The sequence below is a fragment of the Burkholderia anthinoferrum genome, assembly GCF_002925705.1.
Classification (GTDB): domain Bacteria; phylum Pseudomonadota; class Gammaproteobacteria; order Burkholderiales; family Burkholderiaceae; genus Burkholderia; species Burkholderia semiarida.
On sequence record NZ_LFZP01000041.1, the window covers coordinates 393,756 to 412,540 of the forward strand.

General features: G+C 66.4%; 20 protein-coding genes, 1 tRNA gene, 2 pseudogenes and 1 riboswitch. Of the genes and pseudogenes, 16 read left to right on the plus strand and 7 right to left on the minus strand.

Annotated features, from left to right (window positions below; all coding sequences use genetic code 11):
• Window positions 1-65 precede the first annotated feature (65 nt).
• Window positions 66-545, minus strand: coding sequence for a transcriptional regulator NrdR (nrdR, locus tag C5F75_RS15220; RefSeq protein ID WP_050011738.1), 480 nt, complete (start codon window positions 543-545; stop codon window positions 66-68).
• 6 nt (window positions 546-551) lie between these two features.
• Entirely contained in the window at window positions 552-1,799 is a 1,248-nt protein-coding gene (gene glyA, locus C5F75_RS15225) for a serine hydroxymethyltransferase (RefSeq protein ID WP_059574256.1), read from the minus strand.
• Between the two features lie 137 nt (window positions 1,800-1,936).
• Window positions 1,937-2,037, minus strand: a riboswitch (ZMP/ZTP riboswitch).
• Window positions 2,038-2,217: 180 nt separating this feature from the next.
• Between glyA and C5F75_RS15235 the strand changes: the two genes are divergently transcribed.
• The 9 genes from C5F75_RS15235 to C5F75_RS15275 all read left to right on the plus strand — a co-directional run bounded on the left by C5F75_RS15235 (window position 2,218) and on the right by C5F75_RS15275 (window position 8,794).
• Complete coding sequence (locus C5F75_RS15235; RefSeq protein ID WP_059574257.1) at window positions 2,218-2,964, plus strand: SDR family NAD(P)-dependent oxidoreductase; 747 nt, start codon at window positions 2,218-2,220, stop codon at window positions 2,962-2,964.
• Between the two features lie 121 nt (window positions 2,965-3,085).
• The gene (ybgC, locus tag C5F75_RS15240; protein ID WP_059574258.1) at window positions 3,086-3,571 is read left to right on the plus strand and encodes a tol-pal system-associated acyl-CoA thioesterase; all 486 of its coding nucleotides are present in this window, start codon (window positions 3,086-3,088) and stop codon (window positions 3,569-3,571) included.
• Between the two features lie 144 nt (window positions 3,572-3,715).
• On the plus strand, window positions 3,716-4,393 hold the full coding sequence (gene tolQ / locus C5F75_RS15245; protein ID WP_059574259.1) for a protein TolQ: 678 nt from the start codon (window positions 3,716-3,718) through the stop codon (window positions 4,391-4,393).
• 10 nt (window positions 4,394-4,403) lie between these two features.
• Window positions 4,404-4,853 carry a protein TolR gene (gene tolR / locus C5F75_RS15250; protein WP_006484943.1) on the plus strand — a complete coding sequence of 150 codons (450 nt, stop codon included), beginning with the start codon at window positions 4,404-4,406 and terminating at the stop codon, window positions 4,851-4,853.
• The gene (tolA, locus tag C5F75_RS15255; protein WP_059642107.1) at window positions 4,850-5,905 is read left to right on the plus strand and encodes a cell envelope integrity protein TolA; all 1,056 of its coding nucleotides are present in this window, start codon (window positions 4,850-4,852) and stop codon (window positions 5,903-5,905) included. Before tolR ends, tolA begins: the two co-directional genes overlap by 4 nt.
• A gap of 109 nt (window positions 5,906-6,014) precedes the next feature.
• On the plus strand, window positions 6,015-7,310 hold the full coding sequence (tolB, locus tag C5F75_RS15260; RefSeq protein WP_059574261.1) for a Tol-Pal system beta propeller repeat protein TolB: 1,296 nt from the start codon (window positions 6,015-6,017) through the stop codon (window positions 7,308-7,310).
• A 17-nt stretch (window positions 7,311-7,327) separates the two neighbouring features.
• Complete coding sequence (pal, locus tag C5F75_RS15265) at window positions 7,328-7,840, plus strand: peptidoglycan-associated lipoprotein Pal (RefSeq protein ID WP_006484980.1); 513 nt, start codon at window positions 7,328-7,330, stop codon at window positions 7,838-7,840.
• 19 nt (window positions 7,841-7,859) lie between these two features.
• Window positions 7,860-8,609, plus strand: coding sequence for a tol-pal system protein YbgF (ybgF, locus tag C5F75_RS15270; protein ID WP_006484965.1), 750 nt, complete (start codon window positions 7,860-7,862; stop codon window positions 8,607-8,609).
• Window positions 8,610-8,717: 108 nt separating this feature from the next.
• Window positions 8,718-8,794, plus strand: a tRNA-Lys gene (locus C5F75_RS15275).
• A gap of 240 nt (window positions 8,795-9,034) precedes the next feature.
• Here the strand turns inward: C5F75_RS15275 and C5F75_RS37630 are convergent.
• The 3 genes and pseudogenes from C5F75_RS37630 to C5F75_RS15290 form a co-directional block, all read right to left on the minus strand.
• Complete coding sequence (locus C5F75_RS37630; RefSeq protein WP_316252117.1) at window positions 9,035-9,487, minus strand: glycosyltransferase; 453 nt, start codon at window positions 9,485-9,487, stop codon at window positions 9,035-9,037.
• Entirely contained in the window at window positions 9,450-9,893 is a 444-nt protein-coding gene (yiaA, locus tag C5F75_RS15285; protein ID WP_059642197.1) for an inner membrane protein YiaA, read from the minus strand. The genes C5F75_RS37630 and yiaA overlap by 38 nt, the downstream gene beginning before the upstream one ends.
• A gap of 124 nt (window positions 9,894-10,017) precedes the next feature.
• A pseudogene (locus tag C5F75_RS15290) lies at window positions 10,018-10,306 on the minus strand (cupin domain-containing protein); the annotation flags it as partial.
• A 130-nt stretch (window positions 10,307-10,436) separates the two neighbouring features.
• On the opposite strand from C5F75_RS15290, the gene C5F75_RS15295 reads away from it, so the two are divergent.
• From C5F75_RS15295 to C5F75_RS15315, 5 genes and pseudogenes are all read left to right on the plus strand, one after another.
• A complete protein-coding gene (locus C5F75_RS15295; RefSeq protein WP_059574266.1) occupies window positions 10,437-10,766 on the plus strand; it encodes a carboxymuconolactone decarboxylase family protein in 330 nt (109 codons plus the stop codon).
• 201 nt (window positions 10,767-10,967) lie between these two features.
• Entirely contained in the window at window positions 10,968-11,801 is an 834-nt protein-coding gene (locus tag C5F75_RS15300; RefSeq protein ID WP_060965615.1) for a class II glutamine amidotransferase, read from the plus strand.
• A 601-nt stretch (window positions 11,802-12,402) separates the two neighbouring features.
• Entirely contained in the window at window positions 12,403-12,933 is a 531-nt protein-coding gene (gene cysC, locus C5F75_RS15305) for an adenylyl-sulfate kinase (RefSeq protein WP_060011431.1), read from the plus strand.
• An 85-nt stretch (window positions 12,934-13,018) separates the two neighbouring features.
• Window positions 13,019-13,174, plus strand: a pseudogene (locus tag C5F75_RS37225) (mannose-1-phosphate guanylyltransferase/mannose-6-phosphate isomerase); the annotation flags it as partial.
• Between the two features lie 200 nt (window positions 13,175-13,374).
• Window positions 13,375-14,187, plus strand: a complete 813-nt coding sequence (locus tag C5F75_RS15315) for a mechanosensitive ion channel family protein (protein WP_059574269.1) — start codon at window positions 13,375-13,377, stop codon at window positions 14,185-14,187.
• 89 nt (window positions 14,188-14,276) lie between these two features.
• Here C5F75_RS15315 and C5F75_RS15320 read toward each other — a convergent pair whose 3' ends face one another.
• On the minus strand, window positions 14,277-14,960 hold the full coding sequence (locus C5F75_RS15320) for a DedA family protein (protein ID WP_059574270.1): 684 nt from the start codon (window positions 14,958-14,960) through the stop codon (window positions 14,277-14,279).
• Between the two features lie 183 nt (window positions 14,961-15,143).
• Between C5F75_RS15320 and mutL the strand changes: the two genes are divergently transcribed.
• Both mutL and miaA read left to right on the plus strand, forming a co-directional pair.
• Window positions 15,144-17,129 carry a DNA mismatch repair endonuclease MutL gene (gene mutL / locus C5F75_RS15325; protein ID WP_059574271.1) on the plus strand — a complete coding sequence of 662 codons (1,986 nt, stop codon included), beginning with the start codon at window positions 15,144-15,146 and terminating at the stop codon, window positions 17,127-17,129.
• Entirely contained in the window at window positions 17,126-18,100 is a 975-nt protein-coding gene (gene miaA, locus C5F75_RS15330; protein ID WP_104012415.1) for a tRNA (adenosine(37)-N6)-dimethylallyltransferase MiaA, read from the plus strand. The genes mutL and miaA overlap by 4 nt, the downstream gene beginning before the upstream one ends.
• A gap of 4 nt (window positions 18,101-18,104) precedes the next feature.
• On the opposite strand, the gene tetR is transcribed toward miaA, so the two are convergent.
• The gene (tetR, locus tag C5F75_RS15335; protein ID WP_104012416.1) at window positions 18,105-18,737 is read right to left on the minus strand and encodes a tetracycline resistance transcriptional repressor TetR; all 633 of its coding nucleotides are present in this window, start codon (window positions 18,735-18,737) and stop codon (window positions 18,105-18,107) included.
• Window positions 18,738-18,785: the final 48 nt, after the last annotated feature.

An 18,785-nucleotide genomic window follows, 5' to 3' on the forward strand; every position in this document is an offset into this window, starting at 1 on the left:
GATCGCGACCGACACAATCGGCGCGAATCGAACCAACGGAGCAGACGATGAACGAACGCAGCGCGTCAGCGCTTACGCGGGGTCTTGGCGGGAGAGGCGCGACGGAACTCTTCGATCACGTCGGCAAATTCGGAGACATCCTCGAACTGGCGATACACCGATGCGAAGCGCACATAGGCAATCGTATCGAGGCCGCGCAACTCGTTCATCACGAGCTCGCCCAGCTTCTCGCTACGCACTTCACGCTCGCCAGTCGCGAGCAGTTGATATTCGATGCGGGCGACCGCCGCATCGATCGCGTCGGCGGCAACCGGCCGCTTGCGCAGCGCGAGTTGCATGCTGGCGACGATCTTGCGACGGTCGAATTCCGTGCGGCTGCCGTCCTTCTTCACGACGAACGGCAGCGACAACTCGACCCGCTCGTACGTCGTGAAGCGCTTGTCGCAAGCCGAGCAGCGGCGGCGCCGCCGAATCGCGGCGCCATCTTCGGACACGCGCGAGTCGACGACCTGCGTGTCGTCATGCCGGCAGAACGGGCAGCGCATCGGCGATCAGCGATAGACCGGGAAACGCTTGGTCAGCTCGGCGACCTGCGCGCGCACGCGCTCGATCGTCGCCGCATCTTCCGGGTTCTCCAGCACGTCGGCGATCAGGTTGCCGACCTGCTCGGCTTCCGCCGGCCCGAAGCCGCGCGTCGTCATCGCCGGCGAGCCGAGACGGATGCCGCTCGTCACGAACGGCTTTTCCGGGTCGTTCGGGATCGCGTTCTTGTTCACCGTGATGTGCGCCGCGCCGAGTGCCGCTTCCGCTGCCTTGCCGGTGATGTTCTTCGCACGCAGGTCCACCAGCATCACGTGGCTTTCCGTGCGGCCCGACACGATCCGCAGCCCGCGCTTGACCAGCGTTTCGGCCAGCACGCGCGCGTTCTCGACCACCTTCTGCTGATATGCCTTGAACTCCGGCGACAGCGCTTCCTTGAACGCCACGGCCTTCGCCGCGATCACGTGCATCAGCGGGCCGCCCTGGATACCCGGGAAGATCGCCGAGTTGATCGGCTTCTCGTACTCGGCCTTCATCAGGATCACGCCGCCGCGCGGGCCGCGCAGGCTCTTGTGCGTCGTCGTCGTCACGAAATCCGCGTGCGGCACCGGGTTCGGGTACACGCCCGCCGCGATCAGGCCCGCGTAGTGGGCCATGTCGACCATCAGGTACGCGCCGACCGACTTCGCGATCTTCGCCAGACGCTCGAAATCGATCTTCAGCGCGAACGCCGACGCACCCGCGACGATCAGCTTCGGCTTGTGTTCGTTCGCCAGCTTCTCGGCCGCGTCGTAGTCGATGTCTTCGTTTTCGTTCAGGCCGTAGCTCACCACGTTGAACCACTTGCCCGACATGTTCACCGGCGAGCCGTGCGTCAGGTGGCCGCCATGCGCGAGGCTCATGCCCATGATCGTGTCGCCCGGCTTGAGCATCGCGAAGAACACGCCCTGGTTCGCCTGCGAACCCGAGTTAGGCTGCACGTTCGCGGCTTCCGCGCCGAACAGCTGCTTCACACGGTCGATCGCCAGCTGCTCGACCACGTCGACGTACTCGCAACCGCCGTAGTAGCGCTTGCCCGGGTACCCTTCCGCGTACTTGTTCGTGAGCTGCGAGCCCTGCGCGGCCATCACGGCCGGGCTCGTGTAGTTTTCCGACGCGATCAGCTCGATGTGATCTTCCTGGCGGCGGTTTTCCTGCTCGATCGCTGCGAAGATTTCGGGATCGACGTTCGCGATGGTGCTTTGGGCTCTGTCAAACATACGGTTTCCGTTAAGTGTGTACAGGTTGACCGGAGTGGCCGAGTACGGTGCGCTGCTGGCGAGACCAGCTCGACGTGGCGGAAGAATCCGTATGACGCGAGGCAGGACAGCCACCGGCGATGCACGCGACGGCGCACAACGGCTGCCCAGGCGAACGGCAAAAACGGCGCCCCGCGCTTCACGGTGGGATGCTCCACCTTGAACCCGAAGGGTTCTATCGCCAGTCACGCAGGGGTGATGAGCGCATTAGTGTATTGGATGCGTCATGAATAGGCAACCGCGCGGCAGGGCGCCCGAATCAATTGGGGCCGGACTCTACGCGCCCGTGCCGACACGCTTTGCCGCCTTGCCGCGGTGCGGCATTCTCAGTAGGCTTGCGGGATTCCACCCGCTATTCCGTTACCGACCAGGAGCAGCAATGATCGTGTTCGTCACAGGCGCGTCCGCCGGCTTCGGCGCCGCCATCTCCCGTGCCTTCGTCAAGGGCGGCCATCGCGTCGTCGCGACCGCACGCCGCAAGGACCGTCTCGACGCGCTCGCCGCCGAACTCGGCGACGCCCTGCTGCCGCTCGAGCTCGACGTGCGCGACCGCGCGGCCGTCGAGGCCGTGCCGGCCGCCCTTCCCGCCGAATTCGCGGCGCTCGACGTACTCGTCAACAATGCCGGCCTCGCACTCGGCGTCGAGCCGGCCCAGAAGGCGAGCCTCGACGAGTGGCAGACCATGATCGACACGAATTGCTCGGGCCTCGTGACCGTCACGCACGCATTGCTGCCCGGCATGATCGCGCGCGGTCGCGGCCATATCTTCAACTTGGGCTCGGTGGCCGGCACCTATCCGTATCCGGGCGGGAACGTGTACGGCGCGACCAAGGCGTTCGTCAGACAATTCAGCCTGAACCTGCGCACCGACCTGATCGGCACGCCGTTGCGCGTCACCGACATCGAGCCGGGCCTGTGCGGCGGCACGGAATTCTCGAACGTCCGCTTCCGCGGCGACGATGCAAAGGCGGCGAACGTCTACCAGAACGTCCAGCCGCTCACCGCCGAGGACATCGCCGACACGATCTACTGGATTGCGACGCGCCCCGCGCACGTCAACATCAACACGATCGAAATGATGCCGGTCGCGCAAGCCCCGGCCGGCCTCACGGTCCATCGCGGCTGACACGTCGCCCGCAGCCGCGGGCCCGCCTCCGGCCGGCCCGCGGTGTGCCATGACGGTGTGCCACGACGCACTACATTCCGTTACGAATCGGTTACGAATCCGGTCTTTGCCTTCCGGTAGAATGCGCGCCATGACTCAGCCCACCCGCTCCCCGGAAGCGCCGTCCGGCTTTACCTGGCCGGTGCGCGTGTACTACGAGGATACCGACGCAGGCGGCATCGTCTTCTATGCCAACTACCTGAAGTTCTTCGAACGCGCCCGAACCGAGTGGCTTCGCGCCTGCGGCGTCGACCAGCGTCGGCTCGCCGACGATACCGGTGCGATCTTCATCGTGCGCAACACGTCGCTCGACTACCGCGCGCCGGCGCGACTCGACGACACGTTGACGATCACGAGCCGGCCCGGACGCATCGGCCGCGCGTCGGTGGAATTCACGCAGGAAGCCTGGTGTGGCGACACGCTGCTCGTGGTCGGGCACATCCGCCTCGGCTGCGTCGACCGTCACGGCATCCGGCCCGCGGCCATCCCGCCGGCCGTGCTCGACGCGCTGCAACGCGGGCCCGTCATCGACGCCGGGCAGACTGGTTTGTCAACGAAGCTCGCATGAGCGCCGTTTAGACACAGCCTATGAACTTGCCGTTCTGATTCGATACTAAGCAAGGTTCGGCGTCAGGCATGGCCGGCGCGCCGCGCCGCACGCACACCGGACGCCCTTGCCGGGCACCCCCGAAGGGACGTTACTCAAACCTCTATGAATACTGTTCAAGACCTGTCGATCATTTCCCTCGTCCTCAACGCGAGCGTGCTGGCCCAGGCCGTGATGGGGCTGCTGCTGCTGCTGTCGCTGATGTCGTGGACCTTCATCTTCCGCAAATGGTTTGCCATCCGCCGCGCGCGCGCGCAGACCGAACGCTTCGAAAAGGACTTCTGGTCGGGCGGCGACCTGCAGGCGCTGTATCAGAGCGCAGCCAACAACCGCCATACGATCGGCGCACTCGAGCGGATCTTCGAATCGGGGATGCGCGAATTCCTGAAGGGAAAGGAAAAGCGCCTGAGCGACCCGGGCCTCGTGCTCGACGGTGCGCGCCGCGCGATGCGCGCGTCGTTCCAGCGTGAAATGGACGTGCTCGAGGCGAACCTCGCGTTCCTCGCGTCGGTCGGCTCGGTCAGCCCGTACATCGGTCTGTTCGGCACGGTCTGGGGGATCATGAACTCGTTCCGCGGCCTCGCGAACGTGCAGCAGGCCACGCTCGCGAACGTCGCGCCGGGCATCGCCGAGGCGCTCGTCGCCACCGCGATCGGCCTGTTCGCCGCGATTCCGGCGGTGGTCGCGTACAACCGCTACGCGCACGACATCGATCGCCTCGCGATCCGCTTCGAGACCTTCATCGAAGAGTTCTCGAACATCCTGCAGCGTCAGGCCCAGTAAGGAGCGCGCCATGGCAGGAAGCCCCATCCGATCCAGCATGCGCGGCGGCCGCTCGCGCCGCGCAATGGCCGACATCAACGTCGTGCCGTACATTGACGTGATGCTGGTGCTGCTCGTGATCTTCATGGTCACCGCACCGCTCGTCGCCCCGTCGATCATCAACCTGCCCACCGTCGGCAATGCCGCGCCGCAAGAGCAGACGCCGCCCGTCGTCGTCAACATCAAGGCCGACCGCACGATGAGCGTCAAGTACAAGGGCGACTCGGGCGCGACCCAGGAAGACACGATGACGAAGGCCGAGCTCGACAGCTTCATCTCGGCCCGGCAGGCCGATCACCCCGACCAGCCGGTCGTGATCGCAGCCGACAAGACCGTGCAGTACGATGCCGTCATGACCGTGATGTCCGATCTGAAGGCGCGCGGCGTCAAGCGCGTCGGCCTCCTCGTCAAATCGCAATGAACCGGCAGCAATCCACGCGCAGATCCGCGTACCCGCTCCAGCCTCCCCGCGAGCGCGGGACATGGCGCGCGTTCGCGCTCGCCGCGCTGATGCACGTGCTGCTCGCGCTGTTCCTCTATCACGGCGTGCAGTGGCAGAACAGCACGCCGGCCGGCGCCGAGGCCGAGCTGTGGACCGAAGTGCCCGACGTCCCCGCGCCGCGGCCGGTGGTCACGCCCGCGCCGCCCGCGAAGGTCGCGCCGCCCCCTGCCCCGGTGCGCGACGAACAGGCCGACATCGCGCTGCAGCAGAAGAAGCGTCAGCAGGAAGCGGCCGCGCGGGAAGCGTTGCTCGAGCAGCAGCGCCGCGCCCAGCAACTGAAGGCCCAGCAGGAAGAGGAAGCCCGGCGTGCGCAGCTCGCCGCGCAGCAGGCGGCCGCCCTCGCCGCCCAGAAGGCCGCGGAACGCGACAAACAGAAGCAGGCCGAGAAGCTCAGGCAACAGCAGCTCGCCGAGCAGCAGAAACTCGAACAACAGAAGCTCCAGCAGCAAAAGCAGGCGCAACTCGAAGCACAGCAGGCGGCGAAGGCGAAGGCCGACGCAGCCGCGAAGGCCAAGGCGGAAGCCCAGGCCAAGGCGAAGGCCGAAGCCGCGGCGCGCGCGAAGGCCAATGCGGCGGCGAACGCGAAGCTCGACCGCGAGCGCAGCGCGCGACTCGCGCAACTGCAAGGCCTGTCCGGCGCCGGCGAAGGCGGCGGCGACGGCCTGGCGAAAGGCGGCACCGGCACGGGCTCCGGCGGCAATGCCGCGACGCCCGGCTATGCCGACAAGGTGCGCCGCCGCGTCAAGCCGAACATCGTTTGGGGCGGCGAGCGGGCAGGCCTGACCACCGTCGTCAAGATTCGGTGCACGCCGTCCGGTGACGTATTGAACGCATCGGTCTCCCGCTCGAGCGGGAATTCGGGGTGGGATCAAGCCGTGGTGAATGCAATCCACGCGTCGGTCCCGTTGCCGCCCGATTCCAACGGCCGTACCCCGTCCGACATTACGATTACCTTCAAGGCGGCGGAGTGAAGCGAAATGCGCTTACACTCCGGGCGTCGCTGTCGGATGGGAACGAATCGGGTATTTTTACTGTCTCTGCGGTTGCGCAGCGATCCAAGCCATACGGGAAGCAAGAAGCATGAGTTTGATGACAAAGCTAGGTTTCAGGGCACTCGTGGCCTCGTGTCTGATTACGGCGGGCAGCGCCGCTAACGCCCAGGTCAACGTGCTGATCACCGGTGTCGGGTCGACCCAGTTCCCCATCGCCACCGCGAATTTCACGAACGAGGCGAACCTGCCGCAGCAGGTTACGTCGATCGTGCGCGCCGACCTCGCCCGCAGCGGCAAGTTCACCAACATCGACGCAGGCAGCACGCCCGTGCCCGAGACCGCCTCGGTCGATCTCGGCGCATGGAAGGCCAAGGGCGCGAACGCGTTCGTCGCCGGCAGCGTGAACCGCGACGCGAACGGCCAGTACAAGGTCAACTTCATCCTGTACGACACCGTGAAGCAGCAAAGCCTTGGCGGCCTGTCGCTGACGGCCACCGACACCACGCTGCGCACGGCCGGCCACAAGATCGCCGACTACATCTACCAGAAGCTGCTCGGCGTGCGCGGCGTGTTCGCCACGCGCCTGTCGTACGTGATCAAGACGGGCAATCGCTACCAGCTGCAGATTTCGGATTCGGACGGCCAGAACGCGCGCATCGCGCTGTCGAGCACCGAACCGATCATCTCGCCGGCCTGGTCGCCGAGCGGCACGAAGGTCGCGTACGTATCGTTCGAGCGCAAGAAGCCGATCGTCTACATCCACGACCTGCCGACCGGCCGCCGCTACATGGTGTCCGACCAGAAGGGCAACAACAGCGCGCCGGCGTGGTCGCCGGACAGCAACACGCTCGCCGTCGCGCTGTCGCTGACGGGCAATACGCAAATCTATACGGTCAACGCGAACGGGGGCGGCCTGCGCCGTCTCACGCAGAGCAGTTCGATCGATACCGAGCCGTTCTACTCGCCGGACGGCCGCTGGATTTACTTCACGAGCGATCGGGGCGGTGCGCCGCAGATCTACCGGATGCCCGCACAGGGTGAAAGCGCCGGTGCCGCGCAGCGCGTGACCTTCACCGGCAGCTACAACACGAGCCCGCGCGTGAGCCCGGACGGCAAGCTGCTCGCTTACATCTCCCGCACGGGTGGGGGCTTCAAGCTGTACGTTCAGGATCTGCAGACTGGCGCGGCGAACGCCATCACGAATACCAATCGCGACGAATCGCCGAGCTTCGCGGCAAACGGCCAGTACCTTCTGTACGCTACCCAGTCGGGTGGCCGCAACGTTCTGGCCGCCGTGCCTTCCGACGGCAGCGCGCCGCCGCAGATCCTGTCCGTCCAGGGCGGCTCCGTTCGCGAGCCGTCGTGGGGGCCCTTCATGCAATGACCACAAGGAGAGTAACCATGATGTCGAATAAAGCTCGTCTGGCCCTGGCCGTGATGATGATCAGCGCGCTCGCCGCGTGCAAGTCGGGCGTGAAGCTCGACGACAAGGCAAACAACGCGGGCGCAGTCAGCACGCAGCCGAGCGCCGACAACGTCGCGCAAGTGAACGTCGATCCGCTGAACGATCCGAACAGCCCGCTCGCGAAGCGCAGCATCTACTTCGACTTCGACAGCTATTCGGTGAAGGACGAGTACCAGCCGCTGATGCAGCAGCACGCGCAGTACCTGAAGAGCCATCCGCAGCGTCACGTGCTGATCCAGGGCAACACCGACGAACGCGGCACGAGCGAGTACAACCTCGCGCTGGGCCAGAAGCGTGCGGAAGCCGTCCGCCGTGCGATGGCCCTGCTCGGCGTGAACGACTCGCAAATGGAAGCCGTGAGCCTCGGCAAGGAAAAGCCGCAGGCAACGGGTCACGACGAAGCATCGTGGGCGCAGAACCGTCGCGCCGACCTCGTCTACCAACAGTAAGTAACGGAAGAATCGCCGTATGACGCACCGTTCAACCTGGCTGCGCGTTGCCGCAGCATTCTGCGTCGCGGGCGCGGCGTGGTCGGCCGCGCCGGCGCACGCCGGCATGTTCGACGACAACGAGGCGCGCCGCGCCGTGCTCGATCTGCGCAGCAAGAGCGACAATCTGTCGAGCCAGTTGTCGGCCGCCCAGCGTACGATCCTCGATCAATCCGGCCGTATCGACCAGCTGAACCAGCAGGTCGCGACGCTGCGCGGCGAGAACGAGGATCTGACGAACCGGCTGACGACGCTCGAGCGGCAGCAGAAGGAGTACTACCAGGATCTCGACACGCGGCTCAAGAAGTTCGAGCCGCAGCAGGCGACGATCGATGGTGTCGAAGGCACCGTGCAGCCGGGTGAAACGGATGCGCTCAGCGCGGCGCAGCAGCAGTTCCGCAACGGCAACTTCAAGGCGGCGGCGGCTTCGTTCCGCGCGTTCATCGCGAAGTATCCGCAGAGCCCCTATCAGCCGACCGCGCAGTACTGGTACGGCAACGCGCAATACGCGCTGCGCGACTACCGTGGTTCGACCGCGACGTGGCAAGGGATCGTCAGCAAGTTCCCGCAACATCCGCGCGCGGCCGACGCTCTCGTGGCGATCGGCACGAACCAGCTCGAACAAGGCCAGAAGGCGGCCGCGAAGAAGACGTTCGAGCAGGTCGTGTCGCAGTACGCCGGGTCGAACGCGGCGCAGACGGCGCAGGGCAAGCTCGAAACGATCAAATAATTATCGTGGCGCGTTGTTGACAGTCCATCAACCCGTCGCTATAATCTTTTGCTCTTTAGGTCGCTGCCCAAGTTGTCGAGGCAACGAACCAGCAGGTTTCAAGAACGTGGGGTGGTAACTCAGTTGGTTAGAGTATCTGACTTTTAATCAGAGAGTCGAGGGTTCGAGTCCCTCCCACCCTACCAACTATCTTCGATAGTGCAAAAAAGCCTCCCTCGCGGAGGCTTTTTTGCGTCTGTCGCCTTTGCCGCGTTGGACGCCCTTCGCTGAGACCCGCCAGCGCCGATGAAGCCCCCCGCAAACGTCGATCGCGCTGCCCCTCACGGCTGCCGCAAGTTTGCCTCCACGGCCCCTCCGGACATCGCCGCCGCAACCGGCACCTGCGCCACGGCGCGCCCGACGCGCGCCATCGCACGATTCCGTCGTCACCGACTTCGACCAGCAGATCGCCGTTCGGCGCGACGACCATCCCCGCCGGACGATTCAGCGCATCCTGCAACGCGCCCGGCCGATTGCCGCGTGAATCGAGCCGTCCAGCGACCACCGCCGCATCGCCCCGGGCGTCGCTCCACAACACGGTATGGTTGCCGCGGTCGATCGCGTACACGTTGGGTGCATGGCCGGTCCGCCCCGCCACCGCGACAGGTGATCGCGTCGCGCGCGAACGGCGCGAGCAGGTGCTCGAGCCAGTCGCGGGCCGGCCGGCAATCGGCATCGCAGAATCCGACGATGTCGCAACGCGACGCATCGACGCGATCGAAGCCGTCGTTCCTCTCCTCGTCGTAGCCGGTGTTCGCGCCGATCTCGACGAAGTCGATCCGGCGCCCGCCGCGCGCGCCGTTATTCCTGGATCGACGGCGCGGAATCCGCGTCGGTATAGCGCGGCTTCGCGTTCTGCAAGTCGCGCGTGTTCTTCTGCACGGCCACCGAGCCGAACAGCGCGAGCACGAACGACATCGCGTAGAAGCCCTTCTCGCTCAGTTGCAGCGTCGCGTTGAAAAGGCCGACGATCAGCAGCGCGATCGACAGCAGCAGCGCGATCCAGCTGAGGCCGTAGTAGATGCCGGTGACGGGAATGCCTTCCGCGCGGTCGCGCACGCTCTTCTGCAGCGAGATCGCCGCATAGAGGCCGAACACCAGCACGGTGAAGTAGTAGCCCTTCTCGTTGAGCTGCATGCCGGCGTTCCAGAGCCCGATCAGGAATGCCGCGAAACCGGCGAGCAGCGCGGCCCACGACGCGGCCACGAACGCGAACGACGGTTGCTGGATGGTGGTCTGGTTCATTGCTTTGCCCTCTCTTTCTTGTTGTTCGAAATCGTTGTCGTTGAACTGCGTTTTGCGCATGGTAGCAGCTTCGGCGCGCGACATCGCGGCCGCGGCGCCGAGCGGCTCGACCGTCCACGGTTGCGCCGGCGCCTGCAGCACGGCCTGGCCCGGCGGGCCGAGCCGCGCATCGGCACGCGAGCATGAACACGTCGTCCGCGCCGGGAAACAGCACGAAATCGCCGTCAGAGCGTTGCAGCGTGCGTGCGTCGGCGACACGCAGCCGGCAGGTTCCAGCCGGCGCCAGGTGGAACGCCGCCTCGCCGGGCGGCAGCGGGCCGTGCGGCATCGCGAACCAGGCCGTCGAGCAGGCAGCGCACGTCGAGCTCGACATGGCTGCGACCCAGCGACAGCAGTTGACTCAATGCATCCATGAGACGATTGCGCTAAAAATTGACACTCCCGCCTATCGAAACCCTCATCGAGAGCGATCAGAATAGCCTTGCATCGCCCGAGATCGCGGCAGCCGCCGCGCTCGTCACTCTTCTCGAAAAAGGACGCATCATGCTGAACTGGAACGAATACCGGAAGGAGCTCTCGACGCGTATCGGCGACATCGCCAAGCTGTCGCCCGACACGCTGGCCGGCTACCAGGCGCTGTCCGGCGCCGGGGCCAAAACCGGCCATCTCGACGCGAAAACGCGCGAGCTGATCGCGCTCGCGGTGGCCGTCACGACGCGCTGCGACGGCTGCATCGCCGTGCACACGGCCGAAGCGGCCAAGCATGGCGCGACCCGGGAGGAAGTGGCGGAAGCGCTCGGCGTCGCGATTGCGTTGAATGCCGGCGCGGCGCTCGTCTATTCGGCGCGTGTGATGGACGCGCTCGGCGACTGAGCCGACGCGGTGCGGCACTGCCGTCGTGCCGCACCGCAGCGTCGAACGGCTGCGTTGCGTCACGCCGGCAGTGCGGCCGCACGGTGGTCCATCGCGCGTATGCGGCCGCCATGTATGACGATTGCCGGTGACGCGCCTCGATGCGGCATCGCCGCTCAGTCGGCTACCATGCGCGAACGATACATCGTGAAGGAGCGTTCCATGTGCCGCTGGCTCGCCTATACGGGTAATCCGATCCATCTGGAAACCGTGTTGTTCCGCGCGAAGCATTCGCTGATCGACCAGAGCCTGCATTCGGAGCTGGGCGCCACGACCACCAACGGCGACGGCTTCGGCATCGGCTGGTACGGGCATCCCGACGAACTCCCGTTCCGCTATCGCTCCGTGCATCCCGCATGGAACGATCGCAACCTGCGCGAAGCCGCGCGTGCGATCCGCTCGCGGATGTTCATCGCGCACATTCGCGCGGCGACCGACACGCCCGTGCAGGAAACCAACTGCCATCCGTTCCGTCACGGCCGCTGGCTGTTCGCGCACAACGGGCTGATCCGCGACTTCCACAAGTTGCGCCGCGACCTGACGATGAAGGTCGATCCCGCGCTGTTCCCGACGCTCGAAGGCTCGACCGACTCCGAGCTGATGTTCCGCCTCGCGCTCACGTACGGTCTCGAGCAGGCGCCGCTGCCGGCGCTCGAACGGATGGTCGGCGTGGTCGAGGAAACCGCCGCGCGGCATCGCGTCACCGACCCGCTGAACATGACGATCTGCGCGACCGACGGCGAACGGATCGTCGCGGTGCGCTATTCGAGCGAACGGCAATCGCGCTCGCTGTTCCACAGCACGTCGTTCAAGCATCTGCACGAGCTGTATCCACATAACCCGCGCATCGCCGAAGCCGGCGACGACGCGTTCATGGTCGTGTCGGAACCGCTCGTCGACCTGCGCGGCGCGTGGGAGGAAGTGCCGGAGGGGATGGCGATCGTCGCGCACGGCGCCGACGTGCAGCAGCGGCCGTTCGGGCCGCGGCACAAGTGACATGCCGCAGTTCTGACGAATCGAGCGCGTCCAGGTGGCGAGTACTTCGGTGCGATACGGCCGTTTCGCCGATCCGGTTGCGCCGGGCCGACGCCCGGTACTGCCAGATCAATCGAAAGCGATACGAATCGTCGCTCGACGAATACGATCGGGCAAACACCTCGGATAATTCCCCAATTCGATAATGAGCGACGGAGTCGCATGGCGAAAGCGGATTCTGCGCACTAGCACAGTTTTCGCTGAATAAAAAAATCGATGCCCTTGCGATTCATCCCGACCGGGAACCACGGCAATAATCGACACACGGTCGAGCACCCTGTCAGCGACACGCATTCATTTCGAATTATTACGGCGGATCGGCAATCATTACCGTGCGGGCAATGCTCGCACGCCGTCACGCCGACTGAAGGCGAACGTTTATTCCTGATTAAAATATTCAAGTTACCAATTTTGAAAAGCACCGCTACAATTCGCCGACGGATGAATCCGCTTCACAATTAAAGTACGAGGCCGTTACCGGCACATCGAATCCGAGATGGCTCAAGATCTCCCCAGTTCTCCCCCTGTCACGCTCACGCGCGATCCATCCGTGCCTTCCAGCATGAAGCAGGACCATGCCTTCGTGGTATGGCTCACCGGTATCTCCGGCGCCGGCAAATCGACCCTCTCGAACCTGCTGAAGCAGCAACTCGATGCGCGCGGTCTGCGGACTTTTCTGCTGGACGGCGATCGGCTTCGCGAAGGATTGAATCAGGACCTCGGATTCAGCGACGCAGACCGCCACGAGAACATTCGTCGGACAGCCGAGGTCGCGCGCCTGATGGTGGATGCCGGGCTCGTCGTCATCGTTGCCCAGATCTCGCCGTTTCGCGAGGCACGCGCCAAAGCGCGCGCACGTTTTCCGCAGGGCATGTTCTTCGAAGTCTTCGTCGACGTCGCGCTCGACGTGGCGGAGGCGCGCGACCCCAAAGGGCTCTACGCGCGGGCAAGGCAAGGGACCCTTCGGCAGTTCACCGGCATCGAATCGATCTACGAGCAGCCGGTATCGCCCGACGTGCATGTGCGCACGGGCGAGGCAGGTCCGCTGGAATGCGTGCACGCGATCATGCGCAAATTGCCGTTGAACGGCTGATGCCCATCGTCGAACGTCGTCCGCTGCCCGTCGTGCATCGCCCTCGCCGCGAGCACCGCGCCATCGTCGGCCACCGCGGCGCGATCTGACTGAAAACCAGCCGACCGACATCCCGCTCGGCACGACGCACCGTCCGGCGAACCCCGGCAAGATTCGGCTCGAACCGATCGAAGTGCAGTCGGGCACGCATCTCGGCGAGGACGACACCGCCAGCCTCGACGGCACCTACGGCCGCGCGGCGCGGCAAGCCACTCGACGCCCGCCGCGCGCCGCGCGCCACGACAGGCCGTCCTCAAACGGGCCACACGCATCCACGTCCCGCCCGTTTTTCACTACGTCAAGCAATGTCAGCCCGGTTGCCCGCCGCTCGCCGGTCAGGTTATAAAAGCGCACCCGTTCCGGTGCATGCGCCGCCCTTTTACCCTTGACTTCGGAGAACGCATGATCGATCTCGCCACCGCCCAGCAATTCCTGATGACCCGCGGCCTCGACTTCGGCCTCAACCTCCTCGCCGCGATCGTCTTATGGTTCGTCGGCCGCTGGGCGATCCGCATCGGCACGCGCCTGCTCGGCAAGGTCGTACGCCGCAGCGGCAAGGTCGACCCGACACTCACCGACTACCTGACCTCCGTCGTCGGCGTGTTGCTGACGATCCTGCTGATCCTCGCGATCCTGCAGATCTTCGGCGTGCAGACGACCTCGTTCGCCGCGCTGCTCGCCGGCCTCGGCCTCGCGATCGGCACGGCCTGGGGCGGCCTGCTCGCGCATTTCGCCGCCGGCGTGTTCATGCAGGTGCTGCGCCCGTTCAAGATCGGCGACGTGATCAGCGCGGGCGGCGTCACGGGCACGGTGAAGGAGCTCGGCCTGTTCGGCACGACGATCATCACCGCCGACAACATCGTGACGATCGTCGGCAACAACAAGATCTTCTCGGACAACATCGCGAACTACAGCGCGACGCCGCACCGCCGCGTCGACCTGACCGCGAAGATCGCGAACAGCGTCGATGCGGCCGATGCGATCAACCGCCTGAAGACGCAGATCCAGCTGGTGCCGAACGTGCTGAAAGTGCCGGCGCCGGATGTCGGCGTGCTGCAGTTCACGCCGGAAGGCCCGCTGCTGTTCGTGCGCCCGTCGACTCAACCGGAGAACTACTGGCAGGTGTACTGCGACACCAACCGCGTGATCCTCGAGACGTTCCGCGAAGCCGGCTATCCGACGCCCGAAACGCCGGTCTCGCAACGCAACGCGTGACGGCAGCAGCCGAACCGCACGGCGAACCGCGCGGACGAAAAAAAGCGTGGCCGCCGCCACGCTTTTTTATTGCGTCGAAGCGCGTCGCGTCAGCGCCCGCCCGCCTTCGGCGCCCCGTTCGAGCGCCGCCCGCGCACGAGCTTCCACACCGCGCCGAGCGCGACCGGCACGATCGCCGCGCCGATCCCGACCAGCACGATCACGTTCAGGTACTGACGGACGAACGGGATGTTGCCGAAGAAATAGCCGAGCAGCACGAGCAGCAGCACCCACACCAGCGCGCCGATCACGTTGAACAACTGAAAGCGCGCGACGCTCATCGACGACGCGCCCGCGACGAACGGCGCGAACGTGCGCACGACCGGGATGAAACGCGCGAGCACGATCGTCTTGCCGCCGTGCTTGTCGTAGAACGAGTGGGTCTTCTGCAGCGCGGCGCGATCGAGGAACCGCTCGAGCACCGGGATATGCGTATTGAACACCTTCGGGCCGACCCAGCGGCCGATCAGGTAGTTCACGGTGTTGCCGGTAATCGCCGCGACGAGCAGCAGCACGATCAGCAGGCCGACGTTCATTTCACCGGTCGCCGCGAACGCGCCGCCGATGAACAGCAGCGAATCGCCGGGCAGGAACGGGAAGACGACGAGCCCCGTCTCGCAGAACACGATCAGGAACAGGACGAGATAGACCCACGCGCCGTACTGCCGGATGAAATCGCCGAGGAAAGCGTCGATATGCAGGACAAGGTTGACGAAATGAAGCAGCGTATCCAAATGCGATTCCTCGAAGGCGATGGGGCCGGAACGGCCGGGACAGGCCAGAGATGGCCGACGCGCCTGCCGGCCAGGGCGGCGCGTGCAACGGGGTGATGATACCGAAACTCCCTTAAGGGTCCGTGAAAAAACGTAACGGCCGCTCGCGCCGGCACACGTTCGCCGCCTCGCTATAATTCGGCCATGTCCGATATCACCGAAACGGCCGCGGGCGCCGCGCCCACCCCCGCCGCGCGCCCGCTGCGCGCGATCCAGCCCCTGCCCGACCAGCTGATCAGCCAGATCGCCGCCGGCGAGGTCGTCGAACGCCCGGCGTCGGTCGTCAAGGAGTTGCTCGAGAACGCGATGGACGCCGGCGCGACGACGCTGCGCATCGTGCTGGAGGAAGGCGGCGTCAAGCGCATCTCGATCACCGACGACGGCTGCGGCATTCCGCCGGACGAACTGGCGCTCGCGTTGATGCGTCACGCGACCAGCAAGATCCGCTCGCTCGAGGAACTCGAGGCAGTCGCGACGCTGGGTTTTCGCGGCGAAGCGCTCGCATCGATCGCATCGGTCGCCGAGATGTCGATCACGAGCCGCACGGCCGATGCCGCGCATGCGATGAAGATCGATGCGCAGACGGGCGTGCTGTCGCCCGCCGCCGGCTCGATCGGCACGACGATCGAGGTGCGCGAGCTGTACTTCAACACGCCCGCGCGGCGCAAGTTCCTGAAAAGCGAGCAGACCGAATTCGGCCACTGCCTCGAAATGATCCGCCGCGCGGCGCTCGCGCGGCCGGATGTCGCGATCTCGGTGCTGCACAACGGCAAGGCCGTCGAGCACTGGAACGCGACCGAGCCCGCGCAGCGCGTCGCGAAGATCCTCGGCGACGGCTTCGCGACCGCGCACCTGCCGCTCGACGAGCGGGCGGGCCCGCTCGCCGTGTACGGTTGCGCCGGCCTGCCGACCGCGAGCCGCGGGCGCGCCGACCAGCAGTATTTCTTCGTGAACGGCCGTTTCGTGCGCGACAAGCTGCTGACGCACGCGGTGCGGGCGGCCTACGAGGACGTGCTGCACGGCGACCGCTACCCGTCGTACGTGCTGTTCCTCGACCTGCCGCCCGAAGCCGTCGACGTGAACGTGCATCCGTCGAAGATCGAGGTGCGGTTCCGCGATTCGCGCTCGATCCACCAGTACGTGTTCCATGCGGTGCAGCGTGCGCTTGCCCGCCATGCGGGCGCGTCGCCGGAAACCACCGCGGGCGGCCATGCCGCGCAACTCTCCCCGGCGCCGCGCGGGCCGGCGTCGTTCGTCGACACGCCGCTCGGCCAAAGCCAGGGCCACGCGGCAGGCGGCAGCGGCTTCTCGTCGCCGTCGTCTTCATCGTCGGCGGGCAATACCTGGATGCGCCAGGCGCGGATGACGCAGGGCACGCTGCCCGTCGCGCAGCCGCTCGCGCTCTACGATGCGCTGTTCGGCCGCAAGGACATTGGCGCGGGCACGCCGGACGGCACGACGCTCGTCGCCCGCGATACGGCCGACGCGCCGGTCGCGCCGCTGCCGGGCTTCGCCGCGGCGCCGCTCGCCGCCGGCGCGCACGACGAGCAGCCGCTCGGCTTCGCGCTCGGCCAGATCCACGGCATCTACGTGCTCGCGCAGAATGCGTACGGCCTCGTGATCGTCGACATGCACGCGGCGCACGAGCGAATCCTGTACGAGCAGTTCAAGAACGCGCTCGCCGATCGTTCGGTCGCCGTGCAGTCGCTGTTGCTGCCGATCTCGATGACGGCCACGCCGGTCGAAATCGGCACGGTCGAGGAAGAGCGCGACACGCTCGAATCGCTCGGCTTCGACCTCGCGGTGCTGTCGCCGACGACGCTCGCGATCCGGGCGGTACCGGCGCTGCTGAAGGATGCCGACCTGCAATCGCTCGCGCGCGCGGTGCTCGCCGACCTGCACGCGTTCGGCGGCTCGCGTGTGCTCACCGAGCGCCAGCACGAGCTGCTCGGCACGCTCGCGTGCCATCACGCGGTGCGCGCGAACCGGCGCCTGACGCTCGACGAGATGAACGCGCTGCTGCGCCAGATGGAGGCGACCGAACGCGCGGACCAGTGCAATCACGGCCGGCCGACCTGGTACCAGCTCACGCTGAACGACCTCGACCGTCTCTTCATGCGCGGGCAATGAGCGCTTCCTCGCAGCCCACTCCGACGACGATCGCCTGCCTGCTCGGCCCCACCGCCTCGGGCAAGACCGCCGCGGCGCTGGCGCTCGCCGCGCGCCGCCCGATCGAGATCGTCAGCGTCGATTCGGCACTCGTCTACCGCGGCATGGATATCGGCACCGCGAAACCGTCGCGCGACGAGCGCGCGAGCGTGCCGCATCACCTGATCGACATCATCGACCCGGCCGATGCGTATTCGGCCGCGGAATTCCGCACGGACACGCTGCGGCTGATCGGCGAGATCGTCGCGCGCGGCCGCACGCCGTTGCTTGCCGGCGGCACGATGCTGTACTACAAGGCGTTGACGCAAGGGCTCAACGACCTGCCGCGAGCCGACCCGGAGATCCGCGCGGCACTCGACGCCGACGCCGCGCGCGACGGCTGGCCCGCGCTGCACGCGCGGCTCGCGCAGGTCGATCCCGACACGGCCGCGCGGCTCGCGCCGAACGATTCGCAGCGGATCCAGCGCGCGCTCGAAGTCTTCATGCTGAGCGGGCAGCCGATGTCGGCGCTGCTCGCCGCGCCGCGCCGCACGGATGATGCGGCCGCCGCGTACCGCTTCGTGCCGGTCGCGCTCGAGCCGTCGGATCGCGCGGTGCTGCACGCACGGATCGCGCAGCGCTTCGACGCGATGCTCGATGCGGGTTTCATCGACGAAGTCGAGCGGCTGCGGCGCCGCGACGATCTCCATCCCGATCTGCCGTCGATGCGTTGCGTCGGCTATCGGCAGGCGTGGGAATTCCTCGACGGCGATACCGACTACCGGACGATGCGCGACAAGGGCATCTTCGCGACACGTCAGCTGTGTAAGCGCCAGATCACGTGGCTGCGCGCGATGCCGGAACGGATCGTCGTCGACTGCATCGCGCCGGATTCGACGGCTCGCGCGCTCGACGCGCTCGAACGCGTGCTCGACGGCCGCACGCCGCGCTGACCGCTCAATCCGCCCGACGCGCCACCAGGCGCGCGCGCGCGCCGTCGACGATCCATGCGATGCCGCGCTCGAACGCTTCGTCGCCGCCGCGCTCGCGCAGCACGGCCCAGCCTTTCGCGAACAACGGATAGTCGGCCGCGTCCGGCAGCGACGCATCGGCGTCCGCGTCCGGCGCCGCCTGCTCTTCCAGCACCCATCCGACCACGAAGCGGCCGATCGCGACCATCACGTCGACCGCTTCGTCCGGCGTGAACCCCGCGTCGCCGAGCAGCGCGATCTTGCGTTCGATCGAGCTGAAATGCAGCGCGCGCGGCCGCGTGCCGGCGTGCAGGCGCGCCCCGTCGCGATAAGCCAGCAGCGCACGGCGGAAGCTGCGCGCATTCTCCGCGAGCCACGCATCCCACACGTCGCCGGGTTTCGGCAGCGACGCGCCGTGGCGCTCGAGCATGATCGCCTCGGCCATCGCGTCGAGCAGCTCGGCCTTGTTCCTGAAATGCCAGTACAGCGTCGGCGACTGCACGCCGAGCCGTTCGGCGAGCCGCCGCGTCGACAGCGCGTCGATGCCCACTTCGTTCAGCAGTTCGAGCGCCGCGCGCAATACCGTGTCGCGCGTCAGCCGCGCGCCTGCGTCCTTCATCTCTATCACCGATAGGGAAACTGTGGAATAATCCTCACTCTATCATCG